The organism is Caldivirga sp., assembly GCF_023256255.1.
GTDB lineage: Archaea > Thermoproteota > Thermoprotei > Thermoproteales > Thermocladiaceae > Caldivirga.
Genome location: NZ_JAGDXD010000059.1, coordinates 1 through 25921, shown reverse-complemented (window position 1 = coordinate 25921; position 25921 = coordinate 1). Strand labels below are relative to the sequence as shown.

At 41.0% G+C, this 25921-nt stretch carries 24 protein-coding genes and 2 pseudogenes; 9 read left to right on the top strand and 17 right to left on the bottom strand.

Going from position 1 to position 25921, the window contains the following annotated elements; translation table 11 throughout:
- The 5 genes and pseudogenes from purT to Q0C29_RS09510 form a co-directional block, all read left to right on the top strand.
- Positions 1–150 (top strand): annotated as a pseudogene (purT, locus tag Q0C29_RS10865) (phosphoribosylglycinamide formyltransferase 2); the annotation flags it as partial.
- Between the two features lie 266 nt (positions 151–416).
- Positions 417–2444 carry a ferrous iron transport protein B gene (gene feoB / locus Q0C29_RS09525; protein ID WP_292000430.1) on the top strand — a complete coding sequence of 676 codons (2028 nt, stop codon included), beginning with the start codon at positions 417–419 and terminating at the stop codon, positions 2442–2444.
- Positions 2441–2722 carry a FeoA domain-containing protein gene (locus tag Q0C29_RS09520; protein ID WP_292000429.1) on the top strand — a complete coding sequence of 94 codons (282 nt, stop codon included), beginning with the start codon at positions 2441–2443 and terminating at the stop codon, positions 2720–2722. The genes feoB and Q0C29_RS09520 overlap by 4 nt, the downstream gene beginning before the upstream one ends.
- Positions 2723–2931: 209 nt before the next feature.
- On the top strand, positions 2932–4194 hold the full coding sequence (gene hisS, locus Q0C29_RS09515) for a histidine--tRNA ligase (RefSeq protein ID WP_292000428.1): 1263 nt from the start codon (positions 2932–2934) through the stop codon (positions 4192–4194).
- 52 nt (positions 4195–4246) lie between these two features.
- Positions 4247–4447, top strand: coding sequence for a hypothetical protein (locus Q0C29_RS09510; protein ID WP_292000427.1), 201 nt, complete (start codon positions 4247–4249; stop codon positions 4445–4447).
- Between the two features lie 210 nt (positions 4448–4657).
- On the opposite strand, the gene Q0C29_RS09505 is transcribed toward Q0C29_RS09510, so the two are convergent.
- Complete coding sequence (locus Q0C29_RS09505) at positions 4658–5620, bottom strand: Gfo/Idh/MocA family oxidoreductase (RefSeq protein ID WP_292000426.1); 963 nt, start codon at positions 5618–5620, stop codon at positions 4658–4660.
- A gap of 1 nt (position 5621) precedes the next feature.
- On the bottom strand, positions 5622–5966 hold the full coding sequence (metG, locus tag Q0C29_RS09500) for a methionine--tRNA ligase subunit beta (RefSeq protein ID WP_292000425.1): 345 nt from the start codon (positions 5964–5966) through the stop codon (positions 5622–5624).
- Between the two features lie 152 nt (positions 5967–6118).
- On the opposite strand from metG, the gene Q0C29_RS09495 reads away from it, so the two are divergent.
- On the top strand, positions 6119–8578 hold the full coding sequence (locus Q0C29_RS09495) for an ABC transporter substrate-binding protein (protein ID WP_292000424.1): 2460 nt from the start codon (positions 6119–6121) through the stop codon (positions 8576–8578).
- Positions 8579–8659: 81 nt separating this feature from the next.
- Here Q0C29_RS09495 and Q0C29_RS09490 read toward each other — a convergent pair whose 3' ends face one another.
- Positions 8660–9466: a hypothetical protein gene (locus Q0C29_RS09490; protein ID WP_292000423.1), complete on the bottom strand. Its 807-nt coding sequence runs from the start codon at positions 9464–9466 to the stop codon at positions 8660–8662.
- Positions 9467–9632: 166 nt separating this feature from the next.
- Here Q0C29_RS09490 and Q0C29_RS09485 point away from each other — a divergent pair, with 166 nt between their 5' ends.
- Complete coding sequence (locus Q0C29_RS09485; RefSeq protein WP_292000422.1) at positions 9633–10013, top strand: NifB/NifX family molybdenum-iron cluster-binding protein; 381 nt, start codon at positions 9633–9635, stop codon at positions 10011–10013.
- Between the two features lie 81 nt (positions 10014–10094).
- Here Q0C29_RS09485 and Q0C29_RS09480 read toward each other — a convergent pair whose 3' ends face one another.
- The 3 genes from Q0C29_RS09480 to Q0C29_RS09470 all read right to left on the bottom strand — a co-directional run bounded on the left by Q0C29_RS09480 (position 10095) and on the right by Q0C29_RS09470 (position 13138).
- Positions 10095–10577, bottom strand: coding sequence for a bifunctional nuclease family protein (locus Q0C29_RS09480; protein ID WP_292000421.1), 483 nt, complete (start codon positions 10575–10577; stop codon positions 10095–10097).
- A gap of 97 nt (positions 10578–10674) precedes the next feature.
- The gene (locus tag Q0C29_RS09475) at positions 10675–11598 is read right to left on the bottom strand and encodes a trypsin-like peptidase domain-containing protein (protein WP_292000420.1); all 924 of its coding nucleotides are present in this window, start codon (positions 11596–11598) and stop codon (positions 10675–10677) included.
- Positions 11599–11794: 196 nt separating this feature from the next.
- Positions 11795–13138 (bottom strand): hypothetical protein, encoded by a 1344-nt coding sequence (locus Q0C29_RS09470; protein ID WP_292000419.1) that lies wholly within the window; start codon positions 13136–13138, stop codon positions 11795–11797.
- A gap of 50 nt (positions 13139–13188) precedes the next feature.
- Here Q0C29_RS09470 and Q0C29_RS09465 point away from each other — a divergent pair, with 50 nt between their 5' ends.
- A complete protein-coding gene (locus Q0C29_RS09465) occupies positions 13189–13311 on the top strand; it encodes a hypothetical protein (RefSeq protein ID WP_292000418.1) in 123 nt (40 codons plus the stop codon).
- An 8-nt stretch (positions 13312–13319) separates the two neighbouring features.
- On the opposite strand, the gene Q0C29_RS09460 is transcribed toward Q0C29_RS09465, so the two are convergent.
- The 3 genes from Q0C29_RS09460 to Q0C29_RS09450 form a co-directional block, all read right to left on the bottom strand.
- The gene (locus Q0C29_RS09460; RefSeq protein WP_292000417.1) at positions 13320–13571 is read right to left on the bottom strand and encodes a hypothetical protein; all 252 of its coding nucleotides are present in this window, start codon (positions 13569–13571) and stop codon (positions 13320–13322) included.
- A gap of 5 nt (positions 13572–13576) precedes the next feature.
- Entirely contained in the window at positions 13577–14629 is a 1053-nt protein-coding gene (fen, locus tag Q0C29_RS09455; protein ID WP_292000416.1) for a flap endonuclease-1, read from the bottom strand.
- A gap of 131 nt (positions 14630–14760) precedes the next feature.
- Entirely contained in the window at positions 14761–16077 is a 1317-nt protein-coding gene (locus Q0C29_RS09450) for a Clp1/GlmU family protein (protein WP_292000415.1), read from the bottom strand.
- A gap of 167 nt (positions 16078–16244) precedes the next feature.
- Between Q0C29_RS09450 and Q0C29_RS09445 the strand changes: the two genes are divergently transcribed.
- Positions 16245–17123 carry a DNA polymerase sliding clamp gene (locus Q0C29_RS09445; RefSeq protein ID WP_292000414.1) on the top strand — a complete coding sequence of 293 codons (879 nt, stop codon included), beginning with the start codon at positions 16245–16247 and terminating at the stop codon, positions 17121–17123.
- A gap of 11 nt (positions 17124–17134) precedes the next feature.
- Here Q0C29_RS09445 and Q0C29_RS09440 read toward each other — a convergent pair whose 3' ends face one another.
- The 8 genes and pseudogenes from Q0C29_RS09440 to Q0C29_RS09405 all read right to left on the bottom strand — a co-directional run.
- Entirely contained in the window at positions 17135–18970 is a 1836-nt protein-coding gene (locus tag Q0C29_RS09440) for an aldehyde ferredoxin oxidoreductase family protein (RefSeq protein ID WP_292000413.1), read from the bottom strand.
- Positions 18971–19104: 134 nt separating this feature from the next.
- A complete protein-coding gene (locus Q0C29_RS09435; protein WP_292000412.1) occupies positions 19105–19752 on the bottom strand; it encodes a hypothetical protein in 648 nt (215 codons plus the stop codon).
- Positions 19753–19762: 10 nt separating this feature from the next.
- Complete coding sequence (trxA, locus tag Q0C29_RS09430) at positions 19763–20170, bottom strand: thioredoxin (protein WP_292000411.1); 408 nt, start codon at positions 20168–20170, stop codon at positions 19763–19765.
- Between the two features lie 46 nt (positions 20171–20216).
- A complete protein-coding gene (locus tag Q0C29_RS09425; RefSeq protein ID WP_292000410.1) occupies positions 20217–20639 on the bottom strand; it encodes a hypothetical protein in 423 nt (140 codons plus the stop codon).
- A 330-nt stretch (positions 20640–20969) separates the two neighbouring features.
- A complete protein-coding gene (locus tag Q0C29_RS09420; RefSeq protein ID WP_292000409.1) occupies positions 20970–22157 on the bottom strand; it encodes a DNA double-strand break repair nuclease NurA in 1188 nt (395 codons plus the stop codon).
- Position 22158: 1 nt separating this feature from the next.
- On the bottom strand, positions 22159–23613 hold the full coding sequence (locus Q0C29_RS09415; RefSeq protein ID WP_292000408.1) for an ATP-binding protein: 1455 nt from the start codon (positions 23611–23613) through the stop codon (positions 22159–22161).
- 81 nt (positions 23614–23694) lie between these two features.
- Positions 23695–25119: a VWA domain-containing protein gene (locus tag Q0C29_RS09410; RefSeq protein ID WP_292000407.1), complete on the bottom strand. Its 1425-nt coding sequence runs from the start codon at positions 25117–25119 to the stop codon at positions 23695–23697.
- Positions 25120–25405: 286 nt separating this feature from the next.
- A pseudogene (locus tag Q0C29_RS09405) lies at positions 25406–25921 on the bottom strand (hypothetical protein); the annotation flags it as partial.

Below are 25921 nucleotides of genomic sequence, written 5' to 3'. Positions count from 1 at the left end.
ATACCTGGGGTTCAAGTTAGATTATTTGGTAAACCAAACTCATACAGAGGGAGAAGAATGGGTGTTGTCTTAGCAACAGGCTCAACAATTAGGGAGGCTATTGAGAAGGCTAGAAAAGCTGCATCCCTTGTAAAAGTGGGGAATACTTAGTTAGGTTTACTGAATTAAATTAGATACATAAAATTTCTAACATAAAAGAAAACTACTGTAATGGTCATCAACCTAACATTAATTCAAGGTCAATGGAGAAAAACAACATATGTTTTATACCACTACACCATAGGTGATTCTCACCTAATGGGGCAGTCGCTAATTTAAGAAACGTTCCTAATATTTTCGAGTAGAGTTAAGATTATATCATTAATTAAGATGATTTAAACAGTAAAATTTATAAGTATTATTGGATTAGTCTAAAAGTGTTCAAGAACGAATTTAAGCTAAGACTTAAAATGCGTACAATGAGTACCCAGCATCATGACACCATTAAGGTAGTTATTGCTGGAATACCGAACAGTGGCAAGTCTACTTTGGTTAGCAGGATTAGTGGTGTTTTTGTTAGGACTGCTAATTACCCTGGTACAACAGTTTCAGTTGATGAAGTTAGTTACAGTGTTGGTAAAACAAGGGTACTGATGGTTGACTTACCTGGTACGTATAGTCTCAGGACTAGCATGACTGATGAGGCTGTGGCCTCTAAGGAACTTCTCCTCGGTGATTATGATGGCATCGTGGTGGTTGGATCCGCCTTAAATCCTGAGCAATCACTATACCTACTAGTGCAGGTGCTGGAGCTTGGGAAACCAACAATATTCGTATTGAATATGATGGATTTGGCAAGAAGAAGGAGGGTGCATTATAATGTTGAAGCCATGAGTAAGACCCTTGGGGTAACTATAATACCAGCAGTAGCTGTAGGCGATGAAGGATTAAGGGAATTAAAGACCACAGTCGTTAAGATACGTGAATTAAAAACAGGAATTACTAATATTGTTAACTATGGTAAGCTAGAGAAGCACATAAGTACCATAATGAATACCCTGGGTGTTTCCCGGGGTATTGCTGTGGAAATACTTAGTGGTAACCCATTATTAAGGGTACTAAGCATTAAGGTAAGCCATGTAATTGAGGAGGCGCGTAGGGAGGTACCTAACATTGATTATTACGTTACTGCAGCACGTTGGAGTACTGTAAAGTCCCTTGTGGGTAAATTCGTCACTAGAGAGGGTAAGTTAACGCTTAGTAAGTACGATGAATTATTCCTGAATCCGAAATATGGGGTTCTTCTATCCCTATTACTATTATTCACGATAGCTGAGGTAATATTCATGGTTCTTGAGCCTTTAGTGAATTTGATGTCGAATGCCCTTGATTCAATACCCATAGGTAACTTTGTAAGTAGTTATGTGGGTAATGAATTGTTAAGTTCATTCCTTATTAATGGTGTATGGAATGGAGTTACCACATTAATAGATTTTATACCGTACGTTTTTGGGGTATCATTCTTAATAGCGTTCCTAGAGGATTCTGGGTTAATAACTAGGATTGCATTTCCAATAGAGAGATGGTTGAGGAGAACTGGGATTCCTTCAAGGGGATTAGTGTATTTAATTGCCGGTTCAGGTTGTAATATTCCAGCCATAATGGCAACCAGGGCCATGCCAAGTACAAGGGATAGGGTGCTTACAGTCTTAATGATACCTTACATACCGTGTACCGCTAGGTTCGCGATAATAGCCTTAATAGCAGCGGCTGTAATGCCGCACTTAATAGGTGTAGTAGTGGTGATACCTTATGTAGTAGCATTCATAAGCATTAGCATAGTGTCAAGAATCTCAAGGGTACATGTAAGGTTCATTAATGAGAATACGCCCTACACTTATGAATTACCCCCATTAGTAGTACCATTGCATAAAGCATTCACTAAGAAGATTTGGCACTACACGCATGATTTCATATCCAGGGCCGGGGTATTAATAATAGTATTCATAATGATGACTTGGCTTCTATCAGTAAGTGGGCCAAGGGGCTTAGTGGGTCCGGAGGCTTTAGCGAACCCAAGTGTTCTTACTGAGACTTGGCTTGGTATCGTAGGTAAGGCGTTGGCGCCATTATTTAACCCCATTGGTATACCATGGCAGATATCAGCATCACTAGTCTACGGTTATATATTTAAGGAAGTAGTCTTAGGTACATTAGCGTTATTCTATGGTACTGAGAAAGGAGGATTACTTTACGCCATTGGGTCAACCCTAACCCCTGCATCATCCTTAGCCTTAATTACATTCATAACCTTATACTCACCGTGCATAGCAACGTTAATTGTTGAAAGGAAAATTGCAGGGCTAAGGCTTACTGCCATTAACACTATTCTTCAATTCATAATCGCATTAATACTAGCTTACGCCGTATTCTACATTGCTAGCTTTATTCAGGTGATTACATGAGTAATGGACACATACCTATTAATGAAGCACCCAGTAACTCAGTGGTTAAGGTTGTTAAATTAGGTTCGGAGAGACTGAATGACTTAGGTATAATGGAGAACTCCATCATTAAGGTAGTAGTAAGCATACCTCACGGTCCAGTGTTAGTTCAGAGGGATGATGGTGCATTCATAGTGTTAGATACTGAAGCAGCATCAAACACCCTTGCATCAGTATTATCGACTCAACAGCAGGGTAAGCATAGGTATAGGTGGAGGTGGGGTCGTTTCCATAATTAAAGTTGTTTAAGGCTGTGGAGCATGCACACTCGCGCTAAAGATTCTGCATGCCTTTTTAATTCGCACTATACCTAAGACCCTCAATTAACCGTGATTAAAATAATACATCAATGAGTCAGTACAATGGTTAATTACCTTAAGTATTATCCTTAAGAGGACCGCATTGTGAATTAAGGTTATGTTTTTAATGCCTGCAGCTTAAGAGACAAGTGGAGGATTGGTTGCTTCAACCACCGAGGGGAATGAATGATTGGACTCCGGATAAGTATTATTCACTAATGACTATAGTCTCAAGGTTCTCTAAGATTGCTGAGTCCTTCGGGTACGGTGCCATTGAAACCCCTGCACTTGAACACTTTGAGGTGCTTAAGGCTAAGGCTGGGGAGGAGGTTATTAACGAGATATATTACCTTAAGGATAAGGCTGGTAGGGAATTGGGCCTTAGATTTGACATGACTGTTCCAGTGGCTAGGGTTCTTTCATATAGGCGTGATTTCCCAAGGCCCATTAGACTATATTACGTATCTAAGGTTTGGAGGTATGATGAGCCCCAATTCGGTAGGTTTAGGGAGTTTTACCAGTTTGGGGTTGAGCACGTTGGCTCACCCACTGTTCAATCAGATGCTGAGGTATTGGCATTAGCCGTAAAGGCACTGGATGCCGTTAACCTACCCCAATTAACCGTGAGGGTTAGTGATAGGAGAGTAATGGATCAGGTGCTTGAGAGACTGGGCATTAATACTGCAAGGGAGGCTGTGCTCAGGGTGCTTGATAAGAGGGGCAAGGTACCTGATGAGGAGTTAGTTAAACTACTAGTTAAGGAGGGTATAGGTGGGGAGGAGGCAAGGTACCTGGTTGACGTAGCCAACGTTAAGGTACCTATAAGTGAAGCCGCAGGTGAATTAAGGAGACTGAGTATTAGCGATGCCTTAATTAGCTATGTTGAATCATTATCAAGTATGCTATCTCACTATAATGCAGTGGATAGGGTTTACTTAGACTTAAGCATAGTTAGGGGACTTGACTACTACACAGGCTTCGTCTTTGAACTATACACGGATAGGATTAAGCTCGCCGTTGGAGGTGGTGGTAGGTATGATGAACTATTGAAGATATACTCAGGTGAAGACGTGCCAGCCGTAGGTTTTGCAATAGGCATTGAGAGAGTTATGTTAGCATTAGGTGAGGAAATTAACCAACAGCCACCAATAGACTACTACATTTACCCAATGGACCCCAAGTACTATGAGCTAGGGGTGAGAATAGCTGATCACCTTAGGAATATTGGATTCAGGGTTATATTAGATGTGGGTAAACCAAGCCTCAGGTCGGCTCTAGAGTATGCATCAAGGATTAAATCCAGGAAGTTCATAATAATTGGACGTAGGGAGGCTGAGGGTGGTTTTGTGAGGGTTAGGGATCTTGAAACCTGGATGGAGGAGGATGTTGCAGTAGATAAAATACTGAAGTAGCGTTGTTACGTGTAATGTTTATTAAGGAATCCAAGTATTGGTATTTGATATAATGAGCAGAAGAGGTTCTTTTAGGAGGAGCCGTAGGAATAATGAGGATCTAATATGCTTCTTCTGCCTAAGGCCAGTTAAACCCAGTGAGGCAAAGATCGTTGTTATCAATGATGAACTAATAGGTATGAGCTTTAGGGTTATTGCATGTAAAGAATGCGCCTCAAAGTACGGTAATGTAGTTAAGCTTAAGGCTTCATAGACGTTAATTACCTATAGGCACCTAAGATACTCTTAAAGTAGTAAGCCCCCTATACTCCGCTATGCATACTCAATAACCATTACTAACCTAAGGGTATCATGAGTTAGGTTAAGTTGAGCGTAATAGGTAGTAGTTTTAGAAACTCACCAAGGCTTTAAGCTCATGAATAGGCGTAATATCATTGATTTAGTGATTATTTATAAACGTAATCTAATTGCAGGTATTACCGTAAACATCTAGGACCGCTTTAAGGTCCCTTAACGCTAATTCAGGGGGCATTGGCACAGGCTTATCCTTCTCAACAGCCTTAATGAAACCCTCTAGCTCAAGCTTAACAACATTAACTTTAGGTAAGCTTACTGACTTACCATTAAATAATAGGTCACCGTAAACTCTACCATAGGTGGCATTAATCCTTCTTGAATACGCATCCTCAATTACACTACCATTCTCACCATAAACCTCAAAGGAGGGTACATTAGGTGAATGCATCATCCCCCAACTATACATTACTAAACCCCTGGCTCCATTCTTAAACGTGAAGAGCCCTATTGTAGTGTCCTCACCCTCGATACCACTGATGGTTCTGTAGGATAAGCCACAGGCATGATTATACTCTCCACCAATATTTAGTAGGGTATCCACGAAGTGTATTCCCCCATCTATAAACGCCCCACCACCCATAAGTTCCTTAATCCTCCTCCAACCACTAGGCTTACCGTAGTGTGTTGACCTAACTATTATTGTGTGCACTTGTCCTAATTCCTTAATTAACTCAATGGTTCTCTGAACTGCTGGATCAAAGTAGAAGTTCTCGGCAACCATGAACTTAACCTTAAATCTCCTTGATGCTTCAATTATTGCGTTAGCCTCATCTATTGTCCTGGCTATGGGCTTCTCAAGCACTACGTGTTTACCAGCCTCCATAGCCTTAATAGCCATTGGGGCATGCATATCATGGCTAACTATTAAATCAACCACATCTACGTTGGACTTAATTACATCATCATAATTAGTGAAGTAGCCTGATGCAGAATACCTCTTGGCGCATTCCTCAGCCCTCTCCCTACTCCTACTAAAAACGTAAACCTCCAAGTCATCCCTATTCAACTCCCTAAGCGCATTAAGATGAACATTACCAAACCCACTGCAGCCGACTACTGCTATGCGCATATTAGCACACTTTCTCCCCAATCCTTGAATCATCAGCATCCTGTATGGTTAGTAAGAGCGGCTTACCCTTTTCACCACATGTGGCGAGCAGCATACCTTGGCTCTCAAGGCCAAGCATAATCCTTGGCTCCATGTTAGCCACAACAACAATGAACCTACCTACTAATTCCTCAGGCTTATAGTATTCGGCAAGTCCAGCAAGTATTTGCCTCTTCTCGGAGCCTAAGTCTACGATGAGCTTAATTAACTTCCTACTGCCTTCAATCCTCTGGGCTTCAATAACCTTACCAATTCTTAAATCTAACTTAGCGAAATAATCCCTACTAATCCTCTCCAATTGAGCCATATTAAGGTAGCCGAAGCTACTTAATAAGCATTAAGCCTCATTAATCATACAGTATTATATAGCGCTATTGTTAGAAAATACAATGACTCAAATCCTATTTATAGCAATCCTTATTAAACTCTTAATTAGCAAACTTTATTTAGTGAAAAAGAATGAGAATCCATAAGGTGTACGTAATATTAATAGCAGCACTGATAATGGTTTTAATAGCGTTAAATATCGCATATGCATCAAGCAAACCTGAAATAATTTACTGGAACTCCTATGGTACATTAACGGTCCCCCCAGGTACACCCCTCTGTAATATCTGGAATCCGAAAGGTTTACTCTGGATGATTAATGGGTGGGAATCATTAGCGTACTATAATACGCTTAATGGTCAGTGGTGGCCTGTCTTAGCCAGTAATTGGACACTATTCCCGCAGAACAACACAATTATAATATATCTTAGGCATGACTTATACTGGTTTAATGGATCCGCTGTATTACCCTTCACTGCATGGGATGTGTACGCTGAATTCTACATTGGTGTTAAGGCCTTCATGTGGTGGTACCCCTACATTATTAATGCTGATTCAGAAATAAGGGTAATAAATAATTATACATTGTCTATTCAATTGACGGCATGGAGCCCAACAACCATAATATTTATACTCACAGAGCCCATAACCACACCATGGCCATTCTGGAAACCGGTGGTTGATAGGTTAAAGACGATGAATTCAACCTACGCCTCAACAGTTTATGGCCCAGATAACGTCACCATGTGGAATCCGCCATGCTACTCACTAAGCCCATACTACTTCGTCAGTTTTTCACCTGGTACAGCCACATTCACAACGGAACTTGAACCAATGTACTTCAATGGGGTGCCACTTTTGGCTCGGTGGCATGAAATATTCCCGTACGCTGATTGGGAGAACTGGGCACCAGTAGTACCTTACGTTCAGGTTCTTGGTAATACGCAGGCTTTAACTGGTTTACTTTCAGGTAAGGCTACCTGGTCGTCATTAGGCATATCATTAGCTCAAATAGGTGTTGTGAATAAGAGCGGCTTACTGGCATACATGGTTGAGGACTTCGGTGAATTAGGGATGACAATTAACCCACTGGGTGGTTTCCCATTTAACACACCTCAGTTTAGGCAGGCATTATGTTACGCAGTTAACTTAACAGCAGCCAATGCGGTGTGGGGTATTGGGGCATATTACCCAAGCTACTACCCTGAGCCAGTATTCCCATACACTGTTGGTACCTATCCATCTGATATTCAAAAGTACTTAGTACCATGCAGTTACAATACTACTAAGGCCGCTGAGTTACTTGAGAGCATTGGCATGTATAAGAAGGGTAATCAATGGTACTTACCCAATGGTACACCACTAAAATTAACCGTCATAACCCCCTCAGGCTTCACCGACTGGGCCACGATAACTGAAGGCTGGGCCACTCAATTAAGCCTATTCGGAATACCCACCGCTGTCCTGGCGTTAGACACAGGCACCTACTGGGGCACTGTGTTCCCCAATGCCCAGTTTGAGGTTGCAAATGCATGGTTAGGTTACGGTAGGGGTTACTATGACCCAACCGGCTTAGCCTTCCAGGGGCCGTTAAGCCCAATACCGTGGGTCACCACGTCAAGTATCTATGTTTGGCCATTCCAATGGCCCAATGGCACATGCACACCGGTTACAATTCACCTATCTCCCGAGTATAATACAAGTCTAGTACCACTTAACGGTACGATTGTCTGGTGCATTAACTCAACCTATGGCTTCATAAACTTAACTAACTGGTTTGATGTATTCGACGCTGTCTCCCCTGGAATGAGCACGTATAATGAGTTACTTAAGGTCATATTCTCATGGTATCATTACTACGTGCCCATTGAGCCAGTTGGCTGGAAGAGGGCTGAGGTTAACATTGGTCCTAAGAATCTTTTAGTCACCTGGATGTATAATGTACCTAATCCCATGTGTGAGAAGTATGTTCCAAATTGGCTTAGAATAGAGTTAATGCCGTCGGATAACTCATACATAATTGGTGCAGAGGCTGATTACTATCAGGTAATTAGTTCACCACTCTGGGAAGCCTTCTGGGGTAGTGGCGCCCCAGCTGGTTATATTCCACCACTTGTTGAAGCCATGGTTAACGGCAGCCTTTGGATTAAGCACCCTGACTACGCCAAGTTCCTAGGCCTTGAACCAGGTTACCTTGGGCTCGACTTAAATGGATTAAGGTACTGCCTAGCACAGTACTTCAACATAACCTCCGAGTACGTTCCATCAATAACATCAACTACTACGACTACCACATCAACTACAACTACTACGACTACTCCAGTAACCACAACGAGCACTTCAACTACTTCAACAACCACTACCACGACGACTACTACCACATCAACCACTACGACCACAGCAGTGACTACAGCCACCACTACTGTTACATCAACAACTACTGCAGTGAGCACAGTAACAAGCACAACAACAGCAGTATCAACAGTAACAATCACAAAACCAGTAGTATCAACAACATTAATAGCAGGAATAGTGGTGATTGTAATAGTCGTAGCAGCCACAGCAGCAATAATAGCACTAAGAAGAAGATAAACAAAACAAACACAAAAACACATTAAAAATCATTAATATTTAATTCATTTTTCCTGATCTTGCACTTATTTATTAATTGTTTTATTTAATACATTCTATCGCATCCATTATGCTTATTCCGGCAACATTAGTCGTGAAGCCTTGGTTTCGTAATTCGTTAACTAGCTTCTTAATCATGTCACTGGTCAGCGTTAATGGTAATATTACTATCTGTCCCGTGCATGTTCCTGTTGATAATTGGGGGGTTAATAATGTTAATTCACTTGAGCTTGGACTTGATACTAGTCCCATATTAAGTGTTAATGCTGTGTAGGCTGGGTCACTTATTGTCTCATCACCTATTACATTGCTAGCCGGCAATACACCTGGATTACCCCAATCTACTACTTTCTTACTTGACTCGCTTTGAAGTATTAATGCAGTGTTAAGTTTAAGGTCACCCATTATGTGCATTTTTGTCAATAGTGTTTTACCTCTCCTTAATTCAACTCTTCCCCCATTTAATACCACCATTGGATTCTCGTAGATTACCGCTAAGCCTAGGTCATATATGTTGAATCCCAGGAAGAGCTTCAGGGCATTGGATAATGCAATAATATCTGTTAGGTCACTTGATTCTTCATACGTTCTCATAATTAACGATACTATATCGCTGTCCCCGGAAACACCCTTAATGTATGACCAAATCTCCCCATATGCATCCTCAACAATCCTCCTATTGCCCGTTATGGAGACCCATGCTTTAAAATAATCATCATTAACCTCGACTTTACCAATCATTACTATCGTTGACGCTAATGCCCCAGGAAACAACTTATACTCACTAATAAGTTCAGCTAGGTTAGTTACTATTTTTCTATCACCGGGATAATCAATGTAAGACAACATCCTACAGTGTTTGTTGGACTTAGGTTTCTTTAAAGTTTTCCATACTGCTTATCTTTAGATCTAATTATACCCTTAGTCATTAAATACGGCTTTACCATGTTAATACGCCTTATGCACTAATGTGTAGTGGGAAATATTTAAAAATCGATACTGATATCGGATTATTATGAAATTAGCAGTAATAGTTGACTCAGAAAATAGGGTAACAGGTCCAGGGGAGGGGGAATACATACTTGTTTATGAAGTAGATGGTAATGTGATGAAGTTAACAGGGAGGGAACTTAACCCAGCATTGCAGGCTGAGATGCATAGAGGTTTATACGCATTGAGGAGGGTAAGGGAACTAGGTGTTGATTCACTAATTGTGAGTGAAATAGGTAGGCCTGGATTTAACCTTGCCAAGTCCCTTAAGCTAAAAATCTACGTAGTGCCTGAGGGCGTAAGCGCTGATGATGCTGTTAAAATGGTTACCAGCGGTAGGGTTAATATTGCTGATGCACCAACTCATGAGCATGGACACCATGAACATGGGTTAGAATCAATGTGACCTCTCCCCACTCCTTATAAAGAGGCATAGCTTTAAGTACCATATTGTAATGGAATCTTGCATTTAATATTTTCAGTGGCTTCAAATGGACTTACCTTCCTCCCCCTCTTCCTGGTTGGACTTACCCAGTAATTCATTTATTGATACTGTGTACTGTTTAAGATGATTTGCCACAAAAATTGGTGCATTAACCCTCAGTGCGACTGCAACGGCATCGCTTGGCCTTGCATCAATGTAATGCTGTGAACCAGTCCTATTATCCTTCAGGTATATTGTTGCAGTGTACGTGTGATCAACTAAGGCATCTATTGTAACCTTCTCAATTGACGCATTTAACCTCTCTAATATGTCTACTAGGAGATCGTGTGTTAGTGGTCTTGGGAAGTCCGTTTGACCCATTGCCTTCTGGATACTTAACGCTTCAGCCATACCTATCCAAATCGGTAATACAAAATCCCCCCATTCCTCAGTACTTAGAAGCATAACAGCCTCGGCGCCAGTTGATGTAACGTATACGCCCTCAACCACAGCCTCTAGGTAACCCTCAGTCTCCTGATTAGGCATAGTGATTATTCAACTTCTTCTTTATTAAACTTTTCCAGCTTAGGAATCGCATAAATAATGAACTAGTTATTGCCCGGAAATGAAACTGGTAATGCGCTTAAAGCGAAACGTTAACCGTCATGGTTTTCCTACCCCTCATAACCCTTAGCTTAAACTCCCTCTTGCCTTCAACATACCTACTGTAGAGGTAAGTCTTAAGCCTAACTATTGATGATAACTCAACATCATCTATACTCGTTATTACATCCCCCCTCCTTAAACCAGCCTCATCAGCCGGTGAGTATGGTTGAACGGAGACCACTAGGACTCCCCTGTCCACAGGTAGCCTGTATTGTCTTGCAAGTATCCTATTAATATCGATACCATAAATCCCAATCCTAGGCTTCTCAACGACACCCTTACTTATTAATTCATTTATCGATAATCTGGCTAGGTTAATGGGTATGGCGAAGCCTATGTTCTGGGCCCCAGCTATTATAGCAGTATTTATGCCCACTACTTCCCCATCTAGGTTCACTAATGGACCACCTGAATTACCTGGATTTATTGCCGCATCGGTTTGAATTAAACCCTCAAGCATTATTTCCCCGGTCCTTATTGTCCTACCTAAGGCTGACACTATGCCGAATGTTGCCGTGGGTTGATTCATTAAGCCCAGTGGGTAGCCAATAGCTATGACTGGTTCACCTACCATTATCTTATCAGAGTCACCTAGTTTAATCGGGTTAAGTTCACCATCAACCCTAAGGACGGCTGTATCAACCTCAGGGTCCGCACCCACCAGCTCGGTTTCAAGTAGGTCACCATCACTTGTGACCACTGTTACTTCACCAAGTTGAGAAACAACATGGGATGCGGTAGCTACGTAGTGCTTATCAACTGCGAAGCCTGTTCCAAAACCCCTAATGGGTATCACATTAAGCCACTCATCCACTACCGCACCAGCGGTTACAATCGCCACTATTGATGAGCTAACCTTATTAACTATACTTGGGATGAGTTCCTTAATATTAGTTGACACGCAAACATACCCTAGCCACCATTTATAAAGCTTGATTCACGCCTAAATGACCTTATCCTATTTAGTTGATTTACTTAACTGTAAGTGGTAATGCCTGAATGCTAATGTTGCGTTAACCACCATTACAATCATCTATGAGTAATTATCTTAATCAATAGCATGTAAGCCAACTGCTTGCGCTTTCTCTATTGCCAGATCACTTAACTAATATTTCCTTAATTCTACTTAATACATTAATTTTAAGATTCCTTAATTCAGCCTCAAGGGCACTTTCATCAGTATTAAGGTAAGCTTCCCCTGTTGCTATATCAAGCATTGATCCGTAGCCGCTGGGGTTTAGTAAATTAACTCTACTTATCCTCTCCTTAGTCTTATCATACACGAACTTGATCATGGTATTCCTCACGGCAGCTGCATTATCCTCATTGATTCTGCCTACTAGGTCACCAACACCATTAAGGTCCATTACTTCCTTAACTTCATTAATGAATGCCTCAGTGACCTTAGTCATGAAACCTGCAGGATCCACCTCTACTTTATTAAGTATTGACTTCAGGGTATTGTTAATATTAAGGGTGGTTAACCTACCATTAGCTTCATCACCCTTAATCACGATGGACCAGTAACCGTAGTTCTCCGGTAATATGCCTGGAGACTCCGTGAAACCTAGTTCATGCACGTCTTCAATGCCTAATGCCTCCTTAACCTCAACCGAAGCCTTGACGTCATTCCTAATGCCCAATGAATCTATGTAAACGTAGATTAATGGCACTAGGTCAGTGGTAATGCTTCTCAAGGTACCTTCAATGAATGATGCTGTACTGAAGCCCCAGTAAAGCGGCGAGAACCTTGGATTGCCCCACTCATCGTTAACCGCAATGTGAATCACGTAATTAAGCTTAAAACTAGATGACGTTACCGTACTCACTAGGTTAATTAGCGTCTCCAATACGTTGCATGACTCAACACCTATGAAAAGTGGGCTAACGTTAATACCGAAGACTACTGCATAGGGTGAATCCCCATCCCTCGTTATTACTAGGTCATAGTAAAGTTCACTTCTTATCGTTGACTCAATATCATACTTAACCCTAGCATCCCTAATAACCTCAGGTACATGTATCACAGGCATCTCAGTGGGTTCACCCTTACTTCTAATTGTTAAGTCACCTAGTAGCAATGGTGCATTAACGCTGCCACCATCACTAATGTAGATTATTGAATCGAAACCCTCACGTAAAGCCCTCTTATAATCAATCCTCCTACCAATGATTGACTTATTTAGGTTAAGGATTAGTGGATTTGAAATTTCACCGCTTCCTGTGAATAATGGTGATAGGGACTTTGCCTTATTGTTTTCCTCACCGTTAATAATGATTCTGGTTAAAGCCTTAGCTCCCCAATGGGGTGTTATTATGTATGATAACTGAGGATTATCTATGGTGGCTAGTAATGATTCAATGAACTTTTCAACTATGGGCGTTAACTCCACTTGGTCACTAATCCCCCTGCACATGCCTATTAGATTACCTGGCTTCACTGCATTAGCCGCTGCGAAAAACATATTTAACGGTTAATTGAACCAAAACTATGCTGAAGGCCATTAGGAACATTACCCTAGTGCTCGTGATCATGTTCTCGCTACTGGCTATGCGTAATAATGGTGACTTATTCAAGGTTTACGTAAATAATGTTAAGGCATTAAGGCGTTAACTAATCCCTCAATCTGGGCATAATTCCCTAACATCCTTAAGCGCCTTAATCACGGATTGATAATCCCTTCTTTCCCTAGCTTTCCTAAATAATGATGCTAACCAAGGGGCTTCACGTATGGTTAATTGCGCAATTAAGCTTAGTATGGTCATGCCTTCACTGTTTAAGTAACCGTTACTGTAGTAGCTGGAGAATGGATCCTCAAGCAGATTCACTAGTTTAAGCAAGTATACGCAATCTACTCTCCTCTGCTTAGCCATTTAAATCATCCGAAGAATGAATCAAGGGTTGTTGACCCCTTAGCCTTACCCATGCTCTTCTTCAACCTCTCTAAGGCATTCTTAACCCTATCCTGACTGAAGTCATGTTCCTCAACCAACAGTCTAATTACCTCACCCTCATTAGGTTCCTTAAACTTAACGTTAACCTCCTGGGTCACTGGTGGGTTAAGGAAGAAGTCCCTTATTTTAAAGGGATCCACAGGGAATTGCACATTCTTAAGCACAGTGTTCATTAGTTTATCTAAGCTACCATAATCCTGAATTAACTTAAGCGCCCTCTGTGGACCAATACCTGGTACCCCTTCGGGGTTATAGTCTGTACCTAATAGTATTGCTAAGTCTATTAATTGGCTCCTATCCCTTAACCTAAGCGCCTTAAGCACATCATTTAACTCTATTAACTCAGGGGCAACTTCAACGTATTCATCCCTACCTGGTAGCTTTCTCCTACCTGACACTGTTAAGTTCCTGACAAGCCGGGGGGCGCCAAATAAGAACGAATCGTAATCCTGACTTCCAGTAGCCCACACAATCCCCTTACTAGCCATGTATGCTGCCTGGGCCTCGCCTTCACTTGGGGCTTGAACCCAAGGCACACCCATGTGGTCTAGGAGTCTTTTAGCCTCATCAACCATTTCATTAGTTACGAATAATGCCCTTTGGGCGTACTTCTTAGCCTCACTCTTCTTACCCTCCTCCACAGCCTTAATCCAATCCTCCATAGCCCTTTCCCTAACCCTCCTCCTCTTCTCAATTTCAATAAGTTTCAATTCAGGGGGTTTACCATCGAATACGTAGACTGGTTTAATACCGTACTCAAGCAGGTTAATTGTCCTGTAAAGTAATCCACTTAAGTGGCTGGTGACTCTGCCTTGGGAATCCATGAGGGGTGTACCGTCAGGTTGCCTTATTGAGGCTAGGAATTGGTAAAGCGCATTGTAGGCGTCTAATGCTATTAACTTACCGTTAAGCTGCTCGAAATTAACCCTTCTCCTTAAGTTATCTGGGATAAGCTTACCAAGCTCAGTAACACCCACACAGCCTAACCTAGCCTCAGCGTATTAACTTATCTTCCATCAAGCCTAAACACTACTAAATCATCATTAAGGAACTAGTGAAGTCGATTCATGGGTGTTACTTAGGTAGTCTGGTTTTTCCATGCGTTTACTTAAAGCTGGTTAGCTCCGTTTTCACTAATAATCTTCTCAATCTTGTATATTATGCTGAACTTATCAACCTCCTCAAACTGCTCATTAACTCTAATAGAACCAATCCTAATCCCCCTTATATTATTTAATTCAAGGCTACTCAACCTCTTAGGTATAGTGACAACTATCCTTCCATTATTGTAGTATATTCTCCTTAATACAGCCAGTGTTATTAGGAATCCATCCTTATCCTCTAGGCCCACTAATAGTCCATTCTCCCAATTGGGTTGAAGTAATACTGCCACACCCCCTGGTATGCTTCTAAGCATTGGTTCCTTAACCATACTTGACACTATCATTACTACATTCTTTAAGGAATCCATGTAAATTGGCTTAACCTTAAGGTAACTTGATATTAACCTCATTAGATTACCGTCTAATCCCCTACCAGTCAAAGGCATGTTGACCACTGGCACTTGACTTAAGTTAAGGGTTAACTCCCTTGATGGCGATAAGTACCTACCATACCCCATATCCCTGTGTATCTTCCTATCATTCCTATCCCTAACCCTCATTGATGGCGGCGCATTGAGAATAAGCATGTTACTTACACCTAATCCATTAATTAAACCATTAACCTCATCTCCCTTCCTCATGATTATGATGTAATTAGGCTTAATGGAATTAACCAGAGCCCTCTTATACTCAACAGCGCCTTCACCCTCAACCCAGCCGTCAGTATTGATTACTATGAAGTCCACTGATTCAACTTTCCTTAAATAATCCACGAGCTTAGTTACTGCATAAACTGCCCTATACCAATTACCTTCAAGGTTGGTTGAACCTAGGAAGACTTGCTTTATTGGACTCATATAGCTTAGGTGCGTTATCCGGCCACCCCTAAGTATTGAGCAGGATACCGTAGTAGGGGGCCCTAGGTCATTTTGCCCTGGATCAGCATCAACAACCCCCACCTTCAACCTCATCGATGATGCCTTATTAACAAGTATTGTTGTTATTGTTGTTTTACCGGAATCCATGGCTCCCATCACCATTATTACTGAGCCCTTTAGTTCCATTGATAATTTACTATCCCACTCATCAATCATCTCCTCCCCAGCCTTAGGCTTATCCACAAAGCCCCCTGGCCCAAGGATCACTGATAGTTCAGTATCACTAATTGCCTTAGCCACAACTCTCCTAGCCCGTAATATAGTTACTCTTGAGCCTTCATCATACTGTGCACCAAGGATGTAGAGTTTACCTCTTAAAACCTCAATCATAGCTGGTCCTTCTATTCTAACATACTCACCACCGCTAAGCTTAACTTGATCCACGCCTCCTATAATACCCTACTCCTTAAAAAGGCTATTACAATATTTTATAATGTACTTAAAAACCCGCTTTTCGAGAGTCAAGGGTATTTATACTCACGTTGAGCCGCTGGTATTATTCTTTAATGGGCCCGTAACCTTAAAAAGGGTTATTGAGGATTATAGCATTAATGCCTGAGGAGAATGAGGAGAAGGAGGAAGAGGAGACTGAAGCTGAGGAAACTGAGAGCGAAACTGGGGGTGGTTCAATAGTGCAGGAAAGTAGTGGAAGTGGGGTTATTTACACATTTACATTCCCTAAGGGTAGGGACGTCAGGTATGTTTTCCTAAGCCTAGCTCAGGTCCTAAATGAGGCATTATTCGTAATGAGCCCTGATGGTATTAGCCTTAAGGCGATTGATTCATCCAAAGTCTCCTTAGTAATCCTTAACATACCTTCAACAGCCCTTGAGGAAGTTAACATAACGGACACCGTTAAGGTTGGTGTTCTATTTGATACTATTAAGAAGTTAGCCAAGAGGATTAGGGCTAAGGATAAGGTTGACATAGGTGTTGATAAGGGAAGAAACAGATTCCTAATGATAATATACTATGGTTCTAAAGGGCGGGAAAGCGGCATGTATAGGAAATTCTACTTACCGATTGTTGACGTTGCGCAGGAGGAAATACCGGAGCCGAAGATTGATTACCCTGTTAGGATACGGATGAGCATGGATGCGTTCAAGGATGCTTTAACGATGGCTGAGGATATAAGCGATGCGATTACGTTCACTGCTGATCCGGAATCATTCATTGTAAAGGCCTCCGGTGAGGGGGGTAGGTATTATGAGGTACAGTACCAAAGCACTGATGAATCATTCCAGGAATTCTCAGTAAGCGAGAAGCAGGAGGCATCCTACTCCCTTGAGTATATAATGAATATGAATAGGCAAATGGCTCCAATATGTGAGTATGTTACCATAGAGTTCGCAACCAATAAGCCAATTAAGCTAACTTACGAGTTCGCATCAGGTTCATTAACATACTATGTGGCGCCAAGATCCCTATGATTTAAGCCGCATTACTCAATGACCTTAAGTTTCTTTAAAGTTTCAACACTAGGTATGCCATTAACCCATCCTCTCCTCTCATAATACTTATTCAATAATTCAGCGGGTACACTACCTAACCTACTGGGTAGTTCATCGCTTTCCTTACCTAATGCTAACGCATTATAGTACCTTTCCGCCGTGTAGATTCTTTCACCTATCTCCGCTAATCGTGATTCATTGAAATCCATGCCTGTTACAGCTGTAAGTAACCTGCTTAAATCACTAAGGTTGATTACGTAACCTGAGAAGGCGCATATTACGCATGAATCAAGGATTGCCATTAGGTTTTGAATATGTATAGCATAATCAACCGCATCATCACCATTAAGTAATTGCGCATTCTCCGAGAGAACCTCATGCTTAAGGTATACTTGGTTAACATCACCCCTGTTTGATGTTGCCAAGGCTAGCTTATACCCCATTGCTGCATTTAAATTGCAGAGACTTACCTCTAGGCGTTTATTAGTAACCGCAGTTACTGGTTCACCATACTTATCCGTAAGGTATTGAGCTCCCTCAGCTAATTCATTGCCAATACCTTCTCTGTGCGCAATCATTTTAATTAACTTAATTATCGTATCCTTATCACCATATTTAATACCATAGTTAATTCTGCCATCAGCCACTAACTCTATTAATGTAGCTATAGTTTGACCTGTTGATATAGCATCCAACCCCATTTCATCACATAAATTCTTTGCATATATTATGAAGTCCAAGTCTGTTACCCCAATGTAAGTTCCCAATGATACTAATCCCCCATAGTACTCTGGGGCACCGCCCTCAACCTTATATTCACTTGACTTGGATTTAACATGCTTATGGCAGCATATTTGGCACCCATAGCAATATTCTCTGCGGGATTCCTTTTGGTCTATTCTCTCTTTCCATTCTTTTACAAGCTGGTCAATGTTCAAATCTACGTGCTTAGTTAAATTAAAGGCAGGTATTGCGTTAAACTTGCTAACTCTAGTTGCTAGAGCCCCTAATGTACCTAGGCTGGTTAAGTCCCTTATAATTGGGTTATTCTTCATTCTCCTTATCACATTGATTGAGTTTATCCTAAATAAATCCTTATCATAAACCTTAATCTCCATATTCTTAGAACTAACAACCACTATCGCTTTAACTCTTTTATAACCTAAAACGGCACCAAATCCCATTCTACCAGCCGCATGATGCTTATCAAACATTATTGAAGCATACTTGACTAGGTTCTCCCCAGCAGGACCAATTAATGCTATTGATGCGTTGCCTTCACTAACACCATACTCTTCATGTAGGGTACTTAATATTTTATCATACGCCTCAGTTACGTCTTTACCCCAGATGCCTGATGCATCCTTAAAATAAACCCTTTCATCCTTAAGTATTAGGTATGATGGCTTACTAAGCTTTCCCTCAATTATCAGTGCATCAAAGCCTGCAAGCTTAAGAGTGGGGCCAAATTGACCACCTACTGATGAATACGTTAACCTACCATTTAGAGGCGATTTAGATACAATAGTTATTCTACCAGGAGTAGGGGAGCCATTAATTCCAGTTAATGGACCGGTGGCTAATATAACTTTATTCTCCTCTGATAGGGGACCAACTTCAGGATTAACCTCCTTAAGGAAGAAGTAAACTCCTAGTCCCCTCCCTCCTAACCATTTTAATGCTACATCCTGTGGTATATCCTCGATTTGAGTGTTTTCGCCCGATAAGTTAATTCTCAATATTTTACCAACATAACCATAAGTAGGAGTATTAGGAATTTCTCTTTGTATTAGTCTCATATACACAATTTCATTATTTTTATTCATGTTACTCACCTAAAGAAACAATTACCTATAAGTCTTATATATCTTACTAATATAAAAAATACCATGAAGCACTACATAGCTTAAGCCTTTACGACTGAGGATCCTATCTTTAAGGTAAAGGACTGTCCTTAAACTTACGTACTCAGTGTTGAATCAACAAGGTCTCTAAACAGCATACCAATTTCATACAGCTTAACTGTGTCGTAATGTCTTGGCCTACTTATAGTGGCTATGTATATACCATAGTCCTCATGATCACCTTCATTTGGTCCTATTGGTTCACCATATGGTGAAAAAAGTATGAATGCTGAGACGCCACTATTAATTAATGAACCAATAGCTTCATCTATTACTGAGTATACGTTGCATTTGATTGATTGATTCTCATGTAGAAACCTATCTGGGGCAGTTATAGCGGCTATTACTGGTGCCTTGGCTGCTGCATTAACTATAGTGCTTACTACATTACTAGCCTCCTCCTCATATGATGTACCTTGGTCGAGCCTAATACTGTATAAGCCGAATGTCGGGTTAACTACCGGTATGTTAACTAGTATTGCCCTTGTTAATTTAACTAAGGGTGCTGTAGAGGGGTTGCTTGGAGCATTTTCAGTAGGCTCCATGTTCAATATGGTCCACCATGACTTATCAGGGTATTGAGGCCTCTTATTCTCGACTACACCCCTATCAATAATGTTCATGAGCCTCGGTAGCACATTAAGTTCACACTCGGTGAAACTACCGTAGCCAATACCATTTATTCCAAGAAGTATAGGATACATTTTAACCCACCTAATTATCCAGGTAAGCCTTAATCCTGTCTTGAAGAACCTTCTTAGGTACTACACCTACTACCTGGTCTATTGGCTCACCATTTTTAAATATCATGACTGTTGGTAAGCTCATTATATAGTACTTAGCTGCAATTTCAGGCTCCTCCTCAGTATTAAGCCTGCCAAAACCCACATTAGGCATTTCCGCAGCCAGCTTCTTTATTATTGGCTCAAGCATAAAGCAGGGGGCGCACCAAGTAGCCCAAAAGTCAATAACAGCAACATCATGAGCCTTAATGAAGTCATTGAAGTTATTGCGATTCAACTCCACCACATTACCCACGTTTTTCACTCCCTTAACCATTTCTCTAGTCTTCTTCTCCAGCAACTTATCTAGCTCAGGGTCTTTGCCAGTATCATTAGCCATGGATTCCCCAATGCCCAGTATTTAATAAGCCTTTTTCAGTCAACTACTATCCCTTTAATAACCTATATGCGGCCACGGTGTTATTCAGCGCCTTATTAACTCCACCTAGTGGATTAGCGGAACTATACTCTGTTAAATTGCCTAATGCATAATTAATGTATATGCTTAACTTACTTAAGTTAATACCACCGCACTTTGCCTCAGCCAACTCATTAATTAACACTGTAACATTATCCTTAAGTAACTGATATGCATCATAGAACCTTGATGTACAGCCACTTACGCATCCATCATATGGCTCACTATAGTTTAACGCATTAATAATCCTCAACATAGTGAACTCAAGAGCATTAACAAGCCTACTGCACTCATCATTACGCCTATGACTAGGTGCATGAATTATAACCAATATGATAACCAGCGCTATTACCACTGCTACCAGTACCCATAGTACCAATGCTCTACGCATCATGCTCACCTATTCCTTAATTCTTCTAATATGCATATGGTGTAGTATCGCCGTATTAGTATTAAAGATTTTAACCGGTCACACCGCATTTTGCCCATTATCATTATACTCACTGAAGCACCTAGGCTTAAAAATTAATCCACATCATTAGCTAATCTACTTTTTACTCAACCAGGCTTAAACCCCCAAGGGGTTTATGGCCCTTTACTTTAATTACGAATGTATAGTCGAAGTCTACTCATAATATGGAAGAAGCCGGTAAACGTACTATGCTTCACCCTTGTCCTGAAGGTTGAGGCGTTCAATTAATGTGAATGTTATTACTTATTATTAACCCTCCATTTGCCTATAAAGATAAGCCTTCTGAGGATTCGTTAACTGAAGGAGTGTGTTAATTAATTCCTTAACATTACTATCACTTATGCTTAACCCAGCATACCTGGTTAGGAGGGATTTAACGTAATCAAGTAGTCGTGAATCAACCCTAACATACGTATCCACTAAGTCAAGTAAATATGGGTAACCTGTGTTGGTTGTTTGCGATGATAAGTACCCGATCAGGTTAGGTATTCCTATTCCACCTAGGTCAAGTACCTCCAGCTTAGTAGCAACTGCAGTTATTGGGGCTTTATAGAATATTAGCTCTGTGTCTGCTACTTTAGGTATTCCTTTTAATCTTCCCCCATCACCATTGAAAACCCTCTTCAGGTTCTCAATACCCTCGTTAAGTCTTCGTTCAGCCTCTTCCCTACTCATACCCCTCTTAGTTTCACAATCCATATAATTGATTTGAAGCCATTGCGGCAGTACACTACCGTAATTGCCTAGACTAATGTACTCACCCTTATTAAGAAGTAAACTGGCCATAAGTTTATCATTAGTTGACAAGCAATGGCCAGCATAAATGGAGAGGTACCTTGACCTAACCCTTTTAACAACACCAACTATTGTTGTTTTAGACTTTTCAGCGAGGTTAAGCATCTTCTCTAAAACATCCTCAACCTTCCTCCTAACACCCTCATAGGCAGGTAGATTATATGGTAATGGGTGCACGTATATTTCCCCATCCAGTATTATTAAGTCCAGGTTCTTTCTACCATGTAATTTATCCTTAAGTAGCTTAATAACCATTTCCCTCTCCCTTATCTTAGATATTATTTCAATAGACTTACTGATTTCGCTAGTATCCTCATAGAGTATGTCACCTGTAACGTACCTATCTGACTTACCTCCAACTTGGCCAACATAACCATAAGCCACTACCGTTAGTACGCCGCCGACTAACTCAAGCGGCGATGGAGGGAAACTGGAGTCTATGGCATATGCGAAGTATCTGCTTCCACTAACATTAGGTATTGGGCTTATTCTACTTGAGACTTTAGCCTTAAGTTCATTAACCTCATTCATAACTGAAGTTAAATTAAGTTTATTAGCGATGCTTCTGGCATCCTCAAATAATGCATTAAGTAAAGGGGGATCCACCCAGAGGTCTATGGTGAGGTCCTCGTTATTGAACAATCTACCTCACCTCCTTAACCCTAATCAACAGTGGTTTCCGTAATGGGTTCATTAGTCCTGTTACGAAGAATTCCCTAACACTTAACTGTGTTAACACTGAGTCATTGACGTCGGCTAAATCCATGTAGCCGCCTAGTTCCCTTAAATCACCTTGAGTTGGTAACCTGCTGAAGAACACGGTACCAATATTAGCTCTAACGTTTGCTGCGATGTCCCTTGCCATCCTTTGGCTGGCAAGTATTAGGCTGAGCCCCCATTTTCTACCCTCCCTTGATGTTGTCTCTATAGGATCCTTACATATTGTCCAAGAGTCTTCAGGTACATAATTCTGGGCCTCATCAATAATGAAGACTAACCTAGCCGGCGTATTAATTTCCCCACGCTTAACCATGTCCCACGCCTCACTTATGACATCGGCGACAATGGCTTGCTTAACAACCAGGTCAGTGTCCTGACTCATATCAATTACTGTTAACCCACGCTCAAGAGAGTTCCTAACCACATCACCAGGCTTCACCGATCTCTTATTTAACTCCTCGAAGAACTCATCATCAACGAAGTAGTCTATGAATAGGCTTGCCTTATGAACCGTCGCCTCCCTGGCACTCATCTTGCTCATGCTTTGCCTAAGGTGTCTTAAAAAGTCCTGCTTATTCCACTTCTCAAACTTCCTACTCATTAAACCACCTTTATCATTATCACCCATTACATATGTTAACACTGCAACGTCAAGGTATTCACCATAGCTTTGCCAAGGTAACCTAGCCTTTGACGCCAGGACTGAGGCTATCGTTGGTGGACTTATTGATATTACCTTAGACCCCACTGTGTAGTCCTTATAGTATGCTGTGTAATCCACACCACTATGGTCAAACACCACCATTCTAAAGCCACTCTTAGTTAATTCATCAATTAGACCTCTAATTAGCCTCGACTTACCCATTCCAGTTGCCCCGAAAACACCAATGTGGTATTGGACATATGTTGGATCAAGTGGTACTTCCCATCCACTATACTTGTGTGAACCAATTACTACCTTACCATTAGCCTTAATGAAATTACCTAAGAATGAACCATCCTTAATTACGTAAACCCTGGAGCCAGGTGTAACGACTTGAGTTACCTCGTCTAGGGTATTCTTATGAACGTTAAGCATACCGTAGAATCTAACTATTGCTGACGTATAGGGCATTAACAGTGAAGGATCCATTATCTCCGGCCTATCTATGAAGGGTGTCCTAACCCTATCCTTAACTATTGGTTCAAGCTTAGTAACCCTTCTTATTACACCGAAGAATAGGCCTTCCTGAATAGCATCATCCTTGATTACCGCTAGCTGTTCCTCAATTGCGTAGCCTTCGGCCTTCTTATAGAATTGGATTGGTGCGTAAACCGTAGTGGATCCACTGGCCACTATGCCAACTTCCACGCAGCATTTATGCAGTAAGTTATCCATAAGCACGGTTACTATTCGTGAGAGGCATATAAACTTAGTGAGTAGATTATGTTCGCTAACTTAGTTTAAAGTTTTAGTTAACTATAGACCCAGCTTATCCATGATGAGGGCCTTATCTAGGTTTGATATGTCGTTTATCTTTATGAATAAGCCATTACCAATCTTAGACAATCTCATGAGCAAATCAAAGTCACTATTATCTCCCACAGCTACGGTTGATAAGGTAACACCCATACGCCTCAGTCTCACAGCCTCCTTAATGCAACTGCTTGCATTAACAGTCCTACCATCAGTAATACATATGGTGTGCTTATTAGGGTAATTAGACTTACTTAGAATAATCCTAGCCTTCTCAAGCGCATTAGCTATGTTTGTACCACCTCCTGGGTAAATATACTTACTCATCTCCTCCATTTCATTAATATACTTCTTAACTGGATGAGGCCCCCATAATACATCTGCCCTAAAGTTGAACAACACCATTGATAACTTATCATTAGTCTTAGATAAATACCTTATGTACTTAACTATCGCCTCCTTAGCTATATCCATTTTCATGTAAACCCCACTGAACTCCTTCATGCTCCCAGACGTATCAAGACAGAGCACGATATCCATTAATTTAACGTCAGCGTATTCCCTAACAACAATATCTCTTGTACTCATTGGCTTATTAAGGAATGTCTTCCTAACCATATTCATAGATGTCTTATCTAAGTCAATCCTATATGCCGGATCACCAATCTTATACTCCCTAACTCCAGTTATGTAGGTTGGGTAATTGGAGTGCTCAGTGAACCTAGAAACCCTGAACGCATTGCCTATCGTGGGCTCACGGGCCACATTATCAAGCGCCTTAAAGACCCTTGAACCACCCTTGCCTTGACGTGGAAGCAGCCCATAACTAGCAAGGTATTTTGCTAATCTCCTGAGTACCTTAACTTTCTCGGTGATGTGCGCCATTGGGTTCACAAACATGTTGAGTAATTGAGCCAAGTTAATGAAGTTCATGGTGCCTACGCTGCCGTAAAACACATCGTATATGACGTTAGCCATATCATCACTTGATTCATTACCTGTACCTAATTCCTGGTTTATTAATTGACCAGTTCCACTATCCTTATTATCACTACTAGAGTTTAACTGTGACTTACCTACATTACCTCTAACTAACTCCTCCTCATCAGAGCTTATTTCATCTTCATTCCGTCTATGAACGTCATTAAGGAGGGACAATGCGTACCTAAACGCTTCCTCAAGGATTTTACGCTTATCTGCACCATTATTAACACTTACTGATGTGTAGAGGTTCTCAACACCAACTCTAATTAACTTATCCTCAATATTCCCACCACCACTAATGAGTATGTTTGCCATAATATCCCTAAGCGCATACTCATAGCTTCTAACGGAGCCTGGGCTTACAACATCCTGGTGATTAACCAAGTATTGGTAAACCCTACTCAGTACCATTGATATGAACTTCTCAATATCATTCTCCTCCACTTGATTACCGCTCGGGCTAGTTTATAAACCGTACCCAAACCCTAACCCCTAGAGAATTAATTGTGAGTTAACGCTAAGTATAAGTATTTAGAGACATTAAAGTACCTGAACCATTGAATAATCATCAACATGGACTTATTAATGATAATGAAGAAGATAATAGACGTATAACTCACTATAGTGGTAGTAGGAACAGTTCTCTCATACATGGGAATAGGTACATTCACGAGGAAGCCAAGGAAGAAGCCAACACGGCTTACTGATTTTAACCCTTTTAATATAGAGATTAATTGCCGGGGTTTTTCATTATTATGAATAGTGGTGTTCCTACGTTGCCCTGTAGGTTTTTGGGTATGAGTAGTGGTATTATGTTGTTGACTTGGTTTAGTGCGTTGTTTGTTATGTTTACTGCTTGTGTTGGTTTTAGTGTTATGCTGCATTCTGGGTGTGTCTTGTTTATTAGGCTGTAGGAGAATATTGGGTAGTAGATTAAGTATGCTTGATTATTGTACTCAACGTAGGGGACTAAACCATACATGAAGTCAGCAATGTAAGTTTCATTTATAACGCTTAATGTTTGGGATGCATTAACACTACTAATGCACTTCCACTGAAGCCAAAGGGCAACACTATCATTAAAGGCAGTAAGCAAAACCGAAGCATTAGGATCCTGAGCATAGGCCTGATAATAGCCTAAAGCGTGAGTGGGGAAGTAGACAGCAATATAGTAAACCTGCCCACTCCTAATCAATGGAGCTATCTGACTAAAATTATAAACATCAAATATTGAACAATAAGGGCA

Excerpts from the sequence above, each read along its gene's own strand:
- Q0C29_RS09520 (WP_292000429.1), top strand. The coding sequence starts at position 2,441 with ATGAGTAATGGACACATACCTATTAATGAAGCACCCAGTAACTCAGTG.
- Q0C29_RS09510 (WP_292000427.1), top strand. The coding sequence starts at position 4,247 with ATGAGCAGAAGAGGTTCTTTTAGGAGGAGCCGTAGGAATAATGAGGAT.
- Q0C29_RS09505 (WP_292000426.1), bottom strand. The coding sequence starts at position 5,620 with ATGCGCATAGCAGTAGTCGGCTGCAGTGGGTTTGGTAATGTTCATCTT.
- metG (WP_292000425.1), bottom strand. The coding sequence starts at position 5,966 with ATGGCTCAATTGGAGAGGATTAGTAGGGATTATTTCGCTAAGTTAGAT.
- Q0C29_RS09495 (WP_292000424.1), top strand. The coding sequence starts at position 6,119 with ATGAGAATCCATAAGGTGTACGTAATATTAATAGCAGCACTGATAATG.
- Q0C29_RS09490 (WP_292000423.1), bottom strand. The coding sequence starts at position 9,466 with ATGTTGTCTTACATTGATTATCCCGGTGATAGAAAAATAGTAACTAAC.
- Q0C29_RS09485 (WP_292000422.1), top strand. The coding sequence starts at position 9,633 with ATGAAATTAGCAGTAATAGTTGACTCAGAAAATAGGGTAACAGGTCCA.
- Q0C29_RS09480 (WP_292000421.1), bottom strand. The coding sequence starts at position 10,577 with ATGCCTAATCAGGAGACTGAGGGTTACCTAGAGGCTGTGGTTGAGGGC.
- Q0C29_RS09465 (WP_292000418.1), top strand. The coding sequence starts at position 13,189 with ATGCTGAAGGCCATTAGGAACATTACCCTAGTGCTCGTGATCATGTTC.
- Q0C29_RS09460 (WP_292000417.1), bottom strand. The coding sequence starts at position 13,571 with ATGGCTAAGCAGAGGAGAGTAGATTGCGTATACTTGCTTAAACTAGTG.
- Q0C29_RS09445 (WP_292000414.1), top strand. The coding sequence starts at position 16,245 with ATGCCTGAGGAGAATGAGGAGAAGGAGGAAGAGGAGACTGAAGCTGAG.
- Q0C29_RS09440 (WP_292000413.1), bottom strand. The coding sequence starts at position 18,970 with ATGAATAAAAATAATGAAATTGTGTATATGAGACTAATACAAAGAGAA.
- Q0C29_RS09435 (WP_292000412.1), bottom strand. The coding sequence starts at position 19,752 with ATGTATCCTATACTTCTTGGAATAAATGGTATTGGCTACGGTAGTTTC.
- trxA (WP_292000411.1), bottom strand. The coding sequence starts at position 20,170 with ATGGCTAATGATACTGGCAAAGACCCTGAGCTAGATAAGTTGCTGGAG.
- Q0C29_RS09425 (WP_292000410.1), bottom strand. The coding sequence starts at position 20,639 with ATGCGTAGAGCATTGGTACTATGGGTACTGGTAGCAGTGGTAATAGCG.
- Q0C29_RS09415 (WP_292000408.1), bottom strand. The coding sequence starts at position 23,613 with ATGGATAACTTACTGCATAAATGCTGCGTGGAAGTTGGCATAGTGGCC.